The 13,829-nt window shown below is 69.8% G+C and carries 12 protein-coding genes; 6 read left to right on the top strand and 6 right to left on the bottom strand.

What is annotated here, in order from left to right; genetic code table 11:
- The first annotated feature begins 25 nt into the window (after positions 1 to 25).
- From ACQW02_RS24415 to ACQW02_RS24395, 5 genes are all read left to right on the top strand, one after another.
- Entirely contained in the window at positions 26 to 307 is a 282-nt protein-coding gene (locus tag ACQW02_RS24415; protein WP_431285967.1) for a (2Fe-2S)-binding protein, read from the top strand.
- The gene (locus ACQW02_RS24410) at positions 304 to 1,671 is read left to right on the top strand and encodes an NAD(P)/FAD-dependent oxidoreductase (RefSeq protein WP_431282517.1); all 1,368 of its coding nucleotides are present in this window, start codon (positions 304 to 306) and stop codon (positions 1,669 to 1,671) included. Before ACQW02_RS24415 ends, ACQW02_RS24410 begins: the two co-directional genes overlap by 4 nt.
- Positions 1,668 to 2,798: an NAD(P)/FAD-dependent oxidoreductase gene (locus ACQW02_RS24405; protein ID WP_431282516.1), complete on the top strand. Its 1,131-nt coding sequence runs from the start codon at positions 1,668 to 1,670 to the stop codon at positions 2,796 to 2,798. The genes ACQW02_RS24410 and ACQW02_RS24405 overlap by 4 nt, the downstream gene beginning before the upstream one ends.
- An 89-nt stretch (positions 2,799 to 2,887) precedes the next feature.
- Positions 2,888 to 4,921: a hydantoinase/oxoprolinase family protein gene (locus ACQW02_RS24400; RefSeq protein WP_431282515.1), complete on the top strand. Its 2,034-nt coding sequence runs from the start codon at positions 2,888 to 2,890 to the stop codon at positions 4,919 to 4,921.
- Complete coding sequence (locus ACQW02_RS24395; RefSeq protein WP_431282514.1) at positions 4,921 to 6,864, top strand: hydantoinase B/oxoprolinase family protein; 1,944 nt, start codon at positions 4,921 to 4,923, stop codon at positions 6,862 to 6,864. The genes ACQW02_RS24400 and ACQW02_RS24395 overlap by 1 nt, the downstream gene beginning before the upstream one ends.
- Before the next feature lie 246 nt (positions 6,865 to 7,110).
- Here the strand turns inward: ACQW02_RS24395 and ACQW02_RS24390 are convergent, their stop codons facing one another.
- From ACQW02_RS24390 to ACQW02_RS24365, 6 genes are all read right to left on the bottom strand, one after another.
- The gene (locus tag ACQW02_RS24390) at positions 7,111 to 7,299 is read right to left on the bottom strand and encodes a helix-turn-helix domain-containing protein (protein ID WP_431282513.1); all 189 of its coding nucleotides are present in this window, start codon (positions 7,297 to 7,299) and stop codon (positions 7,111 to 7,113) included.
- 231 nt (positions 7,300 to 7,530) lie between these two features.
- Complete coding sequence (locus ACQW02_RS24385) at positions 7,531 to 8,115, bottom strand: cysteine hydrolase family protein (protein ID WP_431282512.1); 585 nt, start codon at positions 8,113 to 8,115, stop codon at positions 7,531 to 7,533.
- A gap of 11 nt (positions 8,116 to 8,126) precedes the next feature.
- On the bottom strand, positions 8,127 to 9,101 hold the full coding sequence (locus ACQW02_RS24380; protein ID WP_431282511.1) for a Bug family tripartite tricarboxylate transporter substrate binding protein: 975 nt from the start codon (positions 9,099 to 9,101) through the stop codon (positions 8,127 to 8,129).
- Between the two features lie 51 nt (positions 9,102 to 9,152).
- Positions 9,153 to 9,518, bottom strand: a complete 366-nt coding sequence (locus ACQW02_RS24375; protein WP_431282510.1) for a Zn-ribbon domain-containing OB-fold protein — start codon at positions 9,516 to 9,518, stop codon at positions 9,153 to 9,155.
- Entirely contained in the window at positions 9,518 to 10,711 is a 1,194-nt protein-coding gene (locus ACQW02_RS24370; RefSeq protein ID WP_431282509.1) for a thiolase C-terminal domain-containing protein, read from the bottom strand. The genes ACQW02_RS24375 and ACQW02_RS24370 overlap by 1 nt, the downstream gene beginning before the upstream one ends.
- A complete protein-coding gene (locus ACQW02_RS24365) occupies positions 10,708 to 12,843 on the bottom strand; it encodes an acetate--CoA ligase family protein (protein WP_431282508.1) in 2,136 nt (711 codons plus the stop codon). The genes ACQW02_RS24370 and ACQW02_RS24365 overlap by 4 nt, the downstream gene beginning before the upstream one ends.
- Positions 12,844 to 12,927: 84 nt before the next feature.
- Here ACQW02_RS24365 and ACQW02_RS24360 point away from each other — a divergent pair, with 84 nt between their 5' ends.
- A complete protein-coding gene (locus tag ACQW02_RS24360) occupies positions 12,928 to 13,701 on the top strand; it encodes an IclR family transcriptional regulator (RefSeq protein ID WP_431282507.1) in 774 nt (257 codons plus the stop codon).
- Positions 13,702 to 13,829: the final 128 nt, after the last annotated feature.

Genomic DNA, 13,829 nt, shown 5'->3' with positions numbered 1-13,829 from the left:
CAACGGCGCGATGGTGCGGCAGGAGGTGGCCTTGCAGTTGGTGCGACTGGTCGATCAGGACCGCCCTGAGATCCGCTTCACCTTCGAGGATCGCGCGATGACCGCGCGCCAGGGCGACACGCTGCTCACCGCCATCCTCGCCGGGGGCGAGACCTTCCTGCGGGACAGCGAGTTCGGCGATGGCCGCCGCGCCGGCTTCTGCCTGATGGGCGCCTGCCAGGATTGCCGGGTGGTGCTGGACGGCAGCGGCCGGGTCCGCGCCTGCACCACGCTGCTGCAACCCGGCATGCGACTGCGCCGCGCATGACAGTCGCGGTGATCGGCGCCGGGCCTGCGGGCGTGCGCGCCGTGGCACAGTTGGTGCGCGCGGGGCAGCGCCCTGTCTGGATCGACGAGGCGCCGGATGGCGGCGGACGCATCTACCAGCGCCCACCAGCCGGCTTCACCCGCACGCCGAAGGCGCTGTACGGGCTGGAGGGCGGGCGCGCCGCCGCGCTACATGCGACGCTGGATGCTCTAAAACCGCAGGTCGATTGGCGGCCGGAGACACTGGTTTGGAACATCCAGGCCGGCCGGCTGGACACCATCAGGGATGGCCAGGTCGAGGAGGTCGCCTTCGACGCCGCCATCCTGTGCACCGGCGCAATGGACCGGGTGATCCCCGTCCCCGGTTGGACCCTGCCGGGCGTCACCGCCATGGGCGCGGCACAGATCGCGCTGAAGGTGCAGGGCTGCGCCATCGGCCGCCGGGTCGCCTTCGTCGGCAGCGGCCCGCTGCTGTGGCTCGTGGCCTACCAGTACATGAAGGCCGGCGCCGGCGTCGCGGCCGTGATCGACACGACGCCGTGGCACGCCAAGCTGCACGCGCTGGCCGGGTTGCGTGACGGCGCGGCGACGCTGGCGAAGGGGGCCTGGTACGTCGCCCGCCTGCGCGCCGCCGGCATCTTCGTCCGCGAGGGTGCGACGCCGCTCGCCATCGAGGGCGAGGACGGCGTCACGGGCCTGCGCTGGCGCGACGCTTCCGGCGCGGAGCATCGCCTGGCCTGCGATGCCGTGGCACTCGGATGGGGGGTGCGGCCCGAGGCGCAGCTCGCCGAACTCGCCGGGGTGCCGATGCGCTTCGACACACCGTCGCATCTGTGGGTGCCGGAACGCGATGCCGCCGGGCGCACGGCGGTGCCCGGCATCTACCTCGCTGGGGACGGCGCGGGCATTGGCGGCGCCGATGTCGCCGAACTGGCCGGGGCGCGCGCGGCGCTTGCCCTGCTGGAGGACGCGGGCCAGCCCGCCGATGCGGCCCTGGCCCGCCAACTCGACCAACGCCTTCGCGCGCAGGCACGGTTCCGGGCGGCGCTGGACCGCGCCTTCCCGTTTCCCGCGCGTCTTGCCGCCGAGATGCCCGACGAAACCATTCTGTGCCGCTGCGAGGCGGTGCGGGCCGGCGAATTGCGCCATGCCGCGCGCGCCGATGTGGCGACCGGCGCGGCGCCGGAGGTGAACCGCGCCAAGGCCTTCACCCGCATCGGCATGGGCCGCTGCCAGGGCCGCGTCTGCGGCGCGGCGGCGGCGGAGGTGCTGGCCGATGCACTGGGTTGCAGCGTGACGCAGGTCGGCCGGCTGCGTGGCCAGGCGCCGGTGAAACCCCTGCCCATGCCGGCCTTGGCGCGATGACCCGTCCCGTGCAGGAGACCGAGGTCCTCGTCATCGGCGGTGGCGGCGCGGGCTGCTCCACGGCGCTGCATCTCGCGCTGCGCGGGGCGCGGGTGGTGCTGCTGGAACGTGGGCTGGTCGGCTCGCAGGCCTCCGGCGTGAATTATGGCGGCGTGCGCCAACAGGGCCGTCACCCGGCAGAACTGCCGATCGCCAAGCGGTCGCACGCCATCTGGCAGGACCTGCCGCGACTATTGGGCACGGATTGCGAGTTCGTCGCCACCGGCCACCTGAAGCTCGCCCGCAGCGCGGCGGATGAAGCGGACCTCCTGGCTTATCTGGACGTGGCGCGCGAATACCAGCTTCCGGTGCGCTTCCTCGACCAGGCGGCGCTGCGCCGGGAGTATCCCTGGCTCGGCCCCGCCGTCGTCGCGGCATCCTTTGCGCCGGAGGATGGTTCGGCCAATCCGCGCCTGCTCTCCCCGGCGCTCGCCCAGGCGGCCCGTGCGGCGGGGGCGACGATCCGCGAACACGTCCGCGTCACCGCCTGCCGGCACGAGCAGGGCCGCTTCGTGGTAGAGGCCGGCGACGAGGTCTTCAGCGCCGACACGCTGGTCAACACGGCGGGCTTCTGGGGCGGCCAGGTGGCGGAATGGTTCGGCGAGCCCGTGCCGGTGCGGCCGCACACGCCCAACATGGGCGTCACGGAGCCGATCCCGTATTTCATCCGGCCCAATCTCGGCGTGGTGGGCGGCGGCATCTACCTGCGCCAGATCCCGCGCGGCAACATCATCTTCGGCGGCGGCCGGGGCACCGGCGATCCCACGGTGCCGTTTTCCCGCGCCACGCCAGAAGCGATCCTGGGAGCGATGCGCCAGGCGGTGGCCATCGTGCCCGCGCTGGCTGGCGTCTCCGTCATCCGCAGTTGGAGCGGCATCGACGGCATGATGCCGGACGGCATCCCCGTCGTTGGCCCCAGCAGCACCACGCCCGGCCTGTTCCACGCCTTCGGCTTTTCCGGCCATGGCTTCCAGCTCGGCCCGGCCATCGGCGCCATCCTCAGCGAATTGGTGCTGGATGGCCGCAGCGACGTGCCGCTGGACGGGCTTTCCATCCGGCGCTTCCTGCCGGGAACAACGACCCCATAAGTCAACCTTATGCGCGACGCCGGATTCATCGTCTGGCTCGCCCGCGGCACATGGCCGATCTTCAGCGCGACGTGACGGAAAGACAGAAGATGGCTTGGCGCATTGGCGTGGATATCGGTGGCACCTTCGCGGATTTCGTCGCGCTGGAGACAACCACGGGACGGCTTGAGACCCTGAAGGTGCTGACCACGCCGACCGAACCCGGCCAGGACGTGGCCACCGGCCTGCGCCGGCTGGCGACGGACGGGTTGGTCCCGGCGCAGGTCGAGCGCTTCGTGCACGGCACCACCGTCGGCGTGAACACCATCATCCAGCGCCGCGGCGCGAAGCTGGCGCTGTTCACCACCGCCGGCTTCACGGACATGCTGGAACTGGCGCGGCTGCGCATGCCGGATCCCTACAGCCTGTTCTGCGAACGGCCGGCGCCATTGGTGCCGCGCGAATCCGTCTTCGGCATTGCCGAGCGCATGGATGCCGAAGGCCGCACGCTGACGCCGCCCGACCGCGCATCTGTCGCCGCCGCGCTGGCCGCGGCATTGGCGCAGGGCTGCGAGGGCGTCGTGGTGTCCTTCCTGCATGCCTGGCGCAACGCCGCGCATGAGGACGCGGTCGCTGCCATGATCGGCAAGATCGCGCCGCAGCTTTTCATCTTCCGCGGCAGCGAGGTCTGGCCCGCGATCCGCGAATATGAGCGCACCACCACCTCCGTGCTGAATGCCTATGTGCATCCGCGCATCGCCGGCTACCTGGAACGCGTGCAGGGCCAGCTCACCGCGGCCGGTATCGCCGCACCTCTGCTGCTCACCACCTCCGCCGGTGGCACCATGACAGCGCAGCGCGGACGGCGGGATTGCGTCGGGATGCTGTTGTCGGGCACCGCCTCCGGCGTCGTTGGCGCTGGCGTCGTGGCGCGCGCGGCGGGCGAAAGGCTGGTGCTGACACTGGATATCGGCGGCACCAGCGCGGATGTCGCGCTGCTGGCCGATGGCGCGCCCTCCTTCGGCAGCGGCCAGGCGATCGGCGAATTCCCGCTCGCCATCCCGACCGTGGCCGTCATCTCCTCCGGCCAGGGCGGCGGCTCCATGGCGCGGGTCGATGCGCAGGGCGTGCTGCAGGTCGGCCCGGAAAGCGCCGGTTCCACCCCCGGCCCGGCTTGCTTCGGGCGCGGCGGCACGCAGTTCACAGTGACGGATGCGGCGCTGCTGTGTGGCATCCTGGGCCAGGGGCAGCTTGGCTTCGGCGCCATCGCACCCGATCGCGCGCTGGCCGAGGCCGCCGCACGGCCGATCGCCGATCGCCTTGGGCTTGATGTGCCGGCGGTGGCGGAGGGCGTGCTGCGCGTCGCCATCAGCGGGATGCTGGTGGAGATCGACAAGCTGCTGGCACGCGCCGGCGCGCATGCCAGCGAGCTGACCCTGATGCCCTTCGGCGGCGCCGGTCCGATGCTGGGGGCGCTACTGGCGGAAGCGGCGGGCATCCGCCGCGTGCTGGTGCCGGCCGTGCCGGGCACGCTCTGCGCGCTCGGCGCGCTGGCCGCGGATCTGCGTCGCGACACCATGCGAAGCCTGCTGCTGCCGCTGACCGAATCCGCGCTACCCCTGCTGCGCGACACCTTCGACGCGCTGGCCACGGAGGCGAGGACGGCGCTGGACGAGATGGGCGGCGACGGCGCCTCGGACATCAGCCTCGGCGCCGACCTTCGTTACCAGGGCCAGTCCTTCGAGGTGCCGGTGCCGCTGCCCGCCACCTGGCGGGAGCAGGGCACCGCCGCCGATCTCGCGGCGCTGTTCCACGCTGCGCACAAAGACGCCTTCGGCCATTGTGACCCGGACGCGCCGGTGGAAGTGGTCGGCCTGCGCGCCGCGGCACTGCGCCGCGCGCCCCCCCTGCCGGTCCGCGACGACACGGTGGTCGAGGCCGAGGCCGTGCCGGAGACGATGATCTCGTTGCGGCTGGCGGGCGCCTGGCGGCAGGCGGGCCTGTATCGGCGTGACGCGCTGAGCGCCGGCATGCGCCTCACCGGCCCGGCCGTCGTCACGCAATCCGACTGCACCGTGCTGATCCCCGCTGGATGGCAGGTGCGCGCCGATGCCCAGGGCAACCTCGTGATGGAGATGATCTGATGCGTACCGACCCCATCACGCTGCAGGTGCTGCGCAACCATTGCCGGGCCGCGGCGGAGAGCATGGCCACGACGCTCTACCGCACCGCGCATTCCACCTTCGTCAAGGAGACGGAGGATTTCACTGTCCAGTTCCTCGATGCGCATGGGAAGACCTGCGCGGTGCCGCTTGATCTCGGCGCCACCTGGTATCCCGGCGTGGACTATGAGGCGGCGATCGGCCTGGTGCACGGCGGCTATGCGCCCGGCGACATCGCCATGACGAACGATCCCTACTCGGGCTACCTCGCCACGCATTCGCCTGACACGAACATGTGGAAGCCCGTGTTCCATGAGGGCCGCATCATCGCCTTCGCCGGTGGGCACATCCACAACGTGGATGTCGGCGGCGCCGTGCCGGCGAGCCTGTCGCGCACGTTGACCGAGGTGCATCAGGAAGGCATCCGCGTGCCACCCTCCAAGCTGTATCAGGAAGGCGTGCTGGACGAGAAGCTGTTGCGCGTCATCCTTGCCAATGTGCGCGTGCCCGATCAGAACTGGGGCGACCTGAAGGCACTGATCGCGGCGGTGAACACCGGCGAGCGCCGCATCCTTGACCTGGTGCGTCGCTTCGGGGTGGAGACGCTGGTCGACGGCATGGCGGACCTGCTGGACTACGGCGAGGCGCAGGCGCGCGCGGTGCTGGCCGGGCTGCCGGATGGCGAATACGTGTTTGCCGATTACTGCGACGAGGACGGGCCGGATGGCGACCCGCTGCGGTTGAAGTTGACGTTGCGGATCACTGGCGATTCCGCCGTGCTGGACTTCACCGGCACCGATCCGCAGACCTTGTCCTCGATGAACGTGCCGACCGGCGGGCATGCGCGGCATTCGCTGGTGATGGTCGGCGTCTATTATGTGCTGTCGGCGCTCAGCCCGAAGATCATGCTGAATTTCGGCACGACGCGGCCCTTCACCTGCATCCTGCCGGAAGGCAGCGTGGTGAACCCGCAGCACCCCGCCGCCGTGGGCATGCGCAGCCTGACCTGCGCGCGGCTGCGCAGCCTGGTCTTCGGCGCCTTCGTGCAGGCCGCGCCGGAACGGCTGCCCGCGGCGCCCGCCGGCTCCTCCTCCATCATCAACATCTCCGGCGAGAACCGGCGCACGGGGCGGCGTTCCATCGTGGCGGTGGCCCCGATCGTCGGCGGCGGCGGCGGCATGCCGCATCGCGATGGCACGGATGGCTCCGGCGCCGATGCCGCCTATCTGAAGAACAGCCCGATCGAGATCACCGAATCCGAGGCGCCGGTGCGCGTGCTGCGCTATGGGCTGATGCCGGATAGCGGTGGCGCCGGGGCGCATCGCGGCGGCCTCGCGACGGTACTGGAATTCACCACGGATGCGCCAGATGCCGTGGTCACGGCGCGCAACCGCGACCGTTCCGTGTTCCAGCCCTGGGGCACGCTCGGCGGCAGGCCTGGCGCCGCCAGCACCTTCGCATTGAACCCCGGCACGCCGTCGGAGCATGACCTGGGCAATACGGACCTGTTCAACCTGCCTGCGGGCGCGGTGGTGCGCATCGTCTCGCCCGGCGGCGGCGGGCGTGGCGACCCCTTCACCCGGGACGCCGAGGCCGTTGTTGCCGATGTGCGGTCCGGACGGCTGACGCCGGAAGCGGCGGCGCGCGACTACGGCGTGGTCATCCGCGACGCGGAGGTGGATCAGCAGGCGACGGCCAACCTCCGCTCGGCGCAACCAGGCCGAGGCAGCCAGCGCTTCGATTTTGGCCCCGCGCGGCTTGCCCATGAGCAGATCTGGAACGAGCAGGCCTATCTCGCCCTGCACGAGATGCTGGCGAAACTGCCGGTCAGTTGGCGGGCGCGGTCGAAAAAATCCGTCTTCGCCGCGCTGCGCGCCGCCCCCGGCGCGACGCCGGCGGAGGTTATCGCCCGCATGCGGGACTGACGCTTAGCCGGGCGTCAGCACGCGAAGCAGATATGGCCTGCTGCTGGTTTGGTGGACACTGGGACAAGGTTTTCCAACCGGATCGGAGGCCCCATGCAGCGATGGGTATTCAGTCGGGAATTCAAAGTTGAGGCCGTGAAATTGGTGCGTGATCGCGGTGGCGCAGGCGGCCAGTGCCGTCGTCAAGCCGCGGGTCGTGAACGGCCCCCTCGGCGACGCGCGCCCGCAGCCACTCAGCGCACTCGCTCACCGGAATCCGGGGCTTGTGGCCGCCCGTCTGGCCAGGTTCCAGCGCCCGGTCTCGCGCAGCCGATTGCGCCACTGCGAAACGCAGGAAGGGCTGATCTGTAGCGCCTCGGCAATCGAGCGGATCGTCTCGCCTGCCTCGGCGCGCTGCACAGCCCGCTCTCGGAGATCCTCAGCATATGCGCGCATCCATGCTGGCCTCCTCCCAGCCTAGATGCTGAATCAGACATCGCCCCGGTTCGGAATCTCGATTCCGTAGAAAAGCAGCATGCTCTCGCCCTGCACAGTTCGAGACGATGGCTGCCGCCTGACACAATGCCTCTCCACCAAAGCGGGGCAAGTCCAGTGTCAGCCGGCGCAACTTCGACTAGGATGCACTGGGCAGTTCGCTGATCGCGAGCGCGCTGCCCAGGCGATAAGTCACGCCGTCGCGAAGTCGAAGGCATCGGCCGTGGTAAAGCTCGCGAAGCGCTGCAGCACCGTGATCGCCGCTGCATGGGCCTCCGCCGTCGGGCAGGCGCAGCAGTCTTCCAGCACGGTCACCACATAGTCGCGGTCATGCGCCTCTCGCACCGTGGCCTGCACCACCGCGACGGTCGAGACGCCGGAACAGATGATGTGCTCGATCTTATGCGCCCGCAGGATCGGCTCAAGGTTGGTGCCGTAGAATGGGCTGACGCGATGCTTCACGATGTCGAAGTCGCCGGGTTCCGGCTTCAGCGCGTCATGCACGGCCGTGCCCCATTCGCCCAGCTTGAACAGCCCATGCTGCTTCGCGCCCGAGAAGATGGCCGACGTCGTGGGGCATTCGCGATAATCGGGCGAGAAGCCTACGCGGACAAAACCCACGGGCACCCCGGCGGCGCGTGCCTTGGCAATGGCGCTGGCCGTCTTGGCAATGATGCCGCGGCTACGCACCTGTTCGCCCATCGGGCCCTTTCCGCTGGGCCCGTCCTCCGCGACCAGGTCGTTCTCCATGTCCAGCACCAGGTAGATCGAACGCATCAGCTTGCTCCTTATTCCCGCGTCAAATTGGCGGCACGCACCGCCTCGGCCCAACGCTGGGTATCCTGCCGCATGATCGCGGCGAAGTCTGCGGGGCCCGTCGCCTCGGGCTCCAACCCCTGACGCAGCAGCGCGTCGCGCAGCTCGGCCTGGGCCATGATGGCGGCGATCTCGGTCCAGAGTCGCTGCACGATGGCGGGCGACAGGCCTGCGGGCCCGAGGATGCCATGCCAGGAATTCACCTCGAAGCCCGGCACGGTCTCGGCCACGGTGGGCAGGTTGGGGAAGGTGCGTGGCCGCTGTGCCGTGGTGGTGGCGATGGCGATCAGCTTGCCGTCCTGGATGAAGCTCTGCACGCCCGAGACGTTCAGGCAGCTCAGGTCCACGCGGCCGGCCAGCATATCCGTCACCACCGGCGGCGCCCCGGCATAGGGGACGTGCAGCAGTGGAATATCGGCGGCACGCTTCAGCATCTCGGCCGCCAGATGGGTGGTGCTGCCGACGCCGACGGAACCGAAGACAAGGCCATCAGGCCTCGACTTCGCCAAGGCGATCAGCTGCGGCATGGTGCTGATGTTCAGCCCCGGCCGCGCCACCATCACCAGCGGCGCCGAGACCACGCGCGCCACCGGCGTCAAGTCGTTTAGCGGACGATAGGGCAGATGCGGATTGGTCGCGGGGCTGATGCAGACCGGACCGACGTGGCCGAGCAGCAGCGTATAGCCATCGTTCGGCGAGAGGATGACGTGGTTCACGCCGATCTCGCCATTCGCACCCGGACGGTTGTCCACCACCACGGGCTTTCCCAGCGCATCCTGCAGTCGTTGGGCGATGGGGCGGGCGATGAGATCGGCGGGCCCCCCGGCGGGCCAGGGAACGACCAGCCGCAACGGCCGGCTTGGCCAAGCATCCCCCTGCGCCCTGGCGGACGATGCGACCAGCGCTGCGGCGCTGGCGACAAGGGCGCGACGTTTCACATTTTGCATGTTCGAATTCCTTCCCGAGGTCCGCCAGCATCTCGGCCGGTCGGACGATGTTTACACCTGGTCGAACAGGATCAGCTTTCGCCCCTCTCCAGCGGCAGTGAGGTTGATCCGCAAGGGCGCGTCGATCGGGGCCGGGGCCGTGAGCCGCCCCATCAGATGCGGCCCTTCCTCAAGCGCCGCGATGGCGACGACATAGGGCACCTCCGCCGCCAGCTCCGGAAAGGGTGGGCGATGGACAGTGGAGGTGCTGTAGAGCGTGGCGCGCCCCGATGCGGCGCGCCATTCCAATCGGTCCGAGCCACAGGCGGGGCAGCGGTGGCGTGGAAAGAAATGCGGCTTGCCGCAATCGACGCAGAAGGGAAGCTCGAAGCGCCCTTCGGCGGCGCTGGTCCAGAAGTGGCTGTTCGGATCGCTCATCACGCATGCCCCAGGATCAAGGTGCAATGCAGCCCGATGATTCCGCCATTGCCATGCACCAGCACGAGTTCCGTATCCGGCACCTGCCGCGCCGCGGCCTGGCCGCGCAACTGCCGCACGCCTTCCAGCACATGCAGCATGCCGCCAACCGTGCCGAAATGCCCGGCCGAGAGCAGTCCGCCATGGGTCGTGACAGGTAGACCGCCTTTGCGGCGCGACGATCCTGGGCCGATGCGCCCGCCGGTGACGAAGGCGCCGCCCTCGCCCTTCTTGCAGAAGCCGAGGTCCTCCAGCTCCACGATCACCGTGATGGTGAAGCAGTCGTAGAGTTCCGCGATATCGATATCCGCGGGGGTGACGCCAGCCTGGCGAAAGGCCTCGCGCCCCGCATCCACGGCCCCCGTGGTCGTGACGGTCGGGTATTCGCCGACATAGGTGTGGCTGTAGCCGTAGCCCTGGCCGCGCAACGCGATGGGCCGCTGCCGCAGGTCGCGCGCATGTTCCGCCGTGGTGACGATCACCGCCGCCGCGCCATCCGACACCACGGCGCAATCGAGCATGTGGAGCGGCGTGGTCGCCATGGGCGAAGCGAGCACATCTGCGATGCTGATCGGCGCCTGCTTGTGCGCGGCCGGATTCAGCGCCGCATAGCCGCGCATGGCAACGGCAACCTCCGCCATCTGTTCGGGGGTGGTGCCAAATTCATGCATGTGGCGCTGCGCGATCAGCGCGTAGAGCGTCGGCACCAGTGGCCCCGTAGGCGCCTCGAATTCCGGATGCGCCCAGCCGGCGCCGGCCATGCGGCCGATCGCGCTGCTGCGCCCGCCGTGGGAGAGCAGGTCCTGCCCGCCGACGCAGAGCACGGCCTTGGCCTGGCCGGTCGCCACCGCCATGGCGGCGTGATGCACCATCGAAGCGCCGCTTGCCCCCGCCACATCCAGGGTCGCGAGGTAGCGCGGCCGCAGCCCCAGTTCCTCGGCCACCATCGCGCAGGGCATGGCCCAGTCCTCGACCCGGCAGGGGGTGGTCAGCAGCCCGTCGATATCGGCAAAGGTCAGGCCGCAATCCTCTAGCGCCGCGGTGGCGGCGCGGCGCTGCAGTTCCAGCGTCGGCACGCTTGGCACGCGGCCGACCTCACTCTGGCCGATGCCGGCGATGGCGGCGCGGCGCAACAGCGATGCGGCCTCGCTCATGCGCGCAACACCAGCGCGTCCAGCGCGCGTACGCCGCGCCCTTGCGGAAGGACGACCAGCGGGTTCACGTCGATCTCCAGCCCCTCGGCACCCAGGTCTTGGGCCAGCCAGGACATGCGGACGATTGTGTCCAGCAGTGCCTCCATGTCGGCCGGCGGCGCGCCACGCACGCCCTCCAGGAGCTTGAACATGCGCAGGTCCTTCAGCATCGCCAGCGCTTCCTCGCGGTCGATCGCCGGCAGGCGGAAGGCGACGTCGCGCAGCACCTCCACATGAATGCCGCCGAAGCCCACGACCAGCACGGGCCCGAAGGTGGGGTCGCGCACGGTGCCCAGCAGCATCTCCTGCCCGCCCTGGACCATTTCCTGCACCAGCACGCCGTCGATCCGGGCGTCGGGCTTGTAGGCGCGGGCGGAAGCGAGGATGGCGTCATGCGCGGCGCGGACGGACTCCGCGCCCCGCAGGTTCAGCATCACGCCGCCAGCCTCGGTCTTGTGCGGGATGTCGGCGGATTCGATCTTCAGCACCACCGGGCCGTCAATGGCTGCGGCCGCCTGCACGGCCATCTCGGCACTGGTCGCCAGGCTCTCGGCGGGGAAGGGCAGGCCGTAGAGGCCGAGCAGCGCCTTGGCCTCCGCGCCGCTGAAGCTGGCGCCGGCCGCGCGCACCAGGCGGATCGCGGCGGCGCGGTCGATGCCGGCGGGGCGCTCGGGGGTCGCCGTGCGATCGAGGAAGGCTGCGTAACGCGCCGCATGGGCGACGGCGCGCAGGCATGGCAGGGCGTCGCGATAAACCGCATGGCCGCGTGCGACGAGCGTCGCGGGCACCATCGACGCGTCGTCCAGGCAATGGCCGGTCCAAAGCAGTGCCACCGGCTTCGCGCTCGCCTCCGACAGCGCCGCGATCGCTTCCAGGTCGTGCTTCGGCGCCAGGGTGACGATGGGCACCAAGGTATCCACGGCAGCATCCTGGGCCAGGGTGCGCGCCACGTCGGTGTAGATGGTGGCGGAGGCGATGGCCGCGGCGGTCAGGTCGGTGGGATTCCGCGCGCCCGAAAACCCCGGGAGCAGCGCAGTCAGCCTGGCCTGGGTCGCCGCCTCATAGGGCGGGAAATCCAGCCCCAGCGTGGCGCCGAGGTCGGCCACCATAACCAGATTGCCGCCGGAGACCGATAGCGCCGCGGCGCCCGTGCCGGCGGGCAGGCGGCCGCGGCGCAGCAGCATCGCGGCCTCGTACAGCTCCGGCGTATCGACGGCGCGGATGATGCCGAGTTGGCGCATCGCCGCCTCAAACACCGCGTCGGATCCGGTGACGGCGCCGGTGTGGGAGGCGGCGGCGCGGCTGCCGGCTTCCGTGCGGCCCGCCTTGATCATCACGATGGGCTTGCGCGCCGCAGCGGCGCGTTGCGCGAGGCGGCGCAGGCGCGGGCCGCTGGCGATATGCTCGGCCAGCATCAGCACCACGCGGGTTTCCGGCGATTCCAACATGAAGTTGGCGTAGTCGAGGATATCGAGGTCGGCGTCATTGCCGCTGCTGACCTGGTAGGAGATGCCGAGTCCGGCCTCCTGCGCGCGCCACATCGTATTGATCTGGCCCGCGCCGCCGCTCTGGCTGACCACAGCGATGTCGCCCGCCGGCGGCTGCGCGCGGTTGAGCAGGCCGGTGGAGGTGAGCGCGACCTTATGGACGTAGTTGATCAGCCCGTTGCAGTTCGGCCCCATGAAGCGAATGCCGGTCCGCTGCGCGGTGGCTCGCAGCTCATCCTGCAGCCGGCGGCCTTCATCCGTGCCGGTTTCGGTGAAGCCCGCGGAATAGATAGTCGCGAATGGCACGCCGCGGCGGCCGCACGCCTCCAGCGCGCCGGCGATGGCATGGGCCGGCAGGATGATGCCGACATGGTCCGGCACCACTGGCACGTCGTCGATGCTGGCGTAGCAGCGGTGCCCGAGGATGGTGTCGCGCTTGGGGTTGATCGGGAAGATCTGGCCCGCGAAGCCGAAGCCCATCAGCGCCTTCATGCAGCGACCGCCGAATTTCGACTGGTCCTCGGTGGCGCCGATCATCGCGATGGAGGCAGGGGCGAAGAAGCGGCGAAGGTCGGCGAAATCCTCCGTGGCGACGGCATCGTTCATTGTATTAATCCGACAGGCGGGTTAAGAATCCGTTCTTCGGGTAGAAGACCGGTTTCACGCCCGCTTGTCAATGAAGAGATGGTTATGAAAACTGACCGGGACATCGTGGAGGCGCTGGCTCGCGGCATCCGCGTCCTGCAGTGCTTCACCGCCGCGCGGACGGAATTGGGCGGCACCGAGATCGCGCAATTGCTGAAGCTGCCGCAGTCCACCGTCTGGCGGCTGTGCCACACACTGTTCGACCTGGGCCTGCTGGTGCCGGGCCGTGACCCCGACAAACTGCGGCCCGGACCGGGGGTGCTGACCCTGGGCGTCAGCGCCCTGACCGGATCGGGGATCGCTGCCGCCGCGCTGCGGCCGATGCAGCGCTTGGCCGATCAGTTCGGCCTGGCGGTGTCGCTGGCCGCGCGTAGCGGGACAGAAATGGTCGTGGTGCAAAGGGCGGAGGTGCCCTCCATCCTGCGCCTCGCCTTCCATGTCGGGACGTCGCTACGTGTCGCCAATTCCGCCCTGGGCTGCGCGCATCTGGCCGGGCTGACGACAGAGGATCGGCTGGCGCTGATCCCAGCGCTGGAGCGGGAGTCGGGAGCGGAGTGGCCCGCCCATGCGGCGCTGATCGAGACCTGCCTCGCGCATTACGCCCGCGCTGGCTATGTGCAGAACTTCCGGGTCTACCACGCCGATGTGAATGCCATCGGCGTGCCGGTGATCTCCGCCGATGGGCGCCACGTGCTGGCCCTGAACTGCGGCGGTGCGGCGTCGGTCGCGACGCCGGAGATGTTGGACGGCCCCGTCGCGGAAGGGCTGAAGGCCCTGGCAAGGAGCCTGTCGCCGCTGCTTGCCGAACGGGGCGCTTGACGGTCAGAAGTGGTCCCTGACTGCAGAACGGTATCGGTGCCATTCTCCTTGAGCAGTCAAACGAATGCCTGCAGTCGCCAGTCCACCGGCCGAGAACCTTGTGTTCAGATACTTCCAGCGTCCACTGT

The sequence above is a fragment of the Humitalea sp. 24SJ18S-53 genome, assembly GCF_050632385.1.
Lineage (GTDB): Bacteria > Pseudomonadota > Alphaproteobacteria > Acetobacterales > Acetobacteraceae > Humitalea.
The sequence above is the reverse complement of the archived record's forward strand: the minus strand, read 5'-3'. Positions and strand labels throughout refer to the sequence as shown.

What these genes read in the sequence shown, in the direction of transcription:
- ACQW02_RS24400 (WP_431282515.1), top strand. Translation starts at nt 2,888, where the DNA reads ATGGCTTGGCGCATTGGCGTGGATATCGGTGGCACCTTCGCGGATTTC.
- ACQW02_RS24395 (WP_431282514.1), top strand. Translation starts at nt 4,921, where the DNA reads ATGCGTACCGACCCCATCACGCTGCAGGTGCTGCGCAACCATTGCCGG.
- ACQW02_RS24405 (WP_431282516.1), top strand. Translation starts at nt 1,668, where the DNA reads ATGACCCGTCCCGTGCAGGAGACCGAGGTCCTCGTCATCGGCGGTGGC.
- ACQW02_RS24365 (WP_431282508.1), bottom strand. Translation starts at nt 12,843, where the DNA reads ATGAACGATGCCGTCGCCACGGAGGATTTCGCCGACCTTCGCCGCTTC.
- ACQW02_RS24370 (WP_431282509.1), bottom strand. Translation starts at nt 10,711, where the DNA reads ATGAGCGAGGCCGCATCGCTGTTGCGCCGCGCCGCCATCGCCGGCATC.
- ACQW02_RS24380 (WP_431282511.1), bottom strand. Translation starts at nt 9,101, where the DNA reads ATGCAAAATGTGAAACGTCGCGCCCTTGTCGCCAGCGCCGCAGCGCTG.
- ACQW02_RS24375 (WP_431282510.1), bottom strand. Translation starts at nt 9,518, where the DNA reads ATGAGCGATCCGAACAGCCACTTCTGGACCAGCGCCGCCGAAGGGCGC.
- ACQW02_RS24390 (WP_431282513.1), bottom strand. Translation starts at nt 7,299, where the DNA reads ATGCGCGCATATGCTGAGGATCTCCGAGAGCGGGCTGTGCAGCGCGCC.
- ACQW02_RS24410 (WP_431282517.1), top strand. Translation starts at nt 304, where the DNA reads ATGACAGTCGCGGTGATCGGCGCCGGGCCTGCGGGCGTGCGCGCCGTG.
- ACQW02_RS24360 (WP_431282507.1), top strand. Translation starts at nt 12,928, where the DNA reads ATGAAAACTGACCGGGACATCGTGGAGGCGCTGGCTCGCGGCATCCGC.
- ACQW02_RS24385 (WP_431282512.1), bottom strand. Translation starts at nt 8,115, where the DNA reads ATGCGTTCGATCTACCTGGTGCTGGACATGGAGAACGACCTGGTCGCG.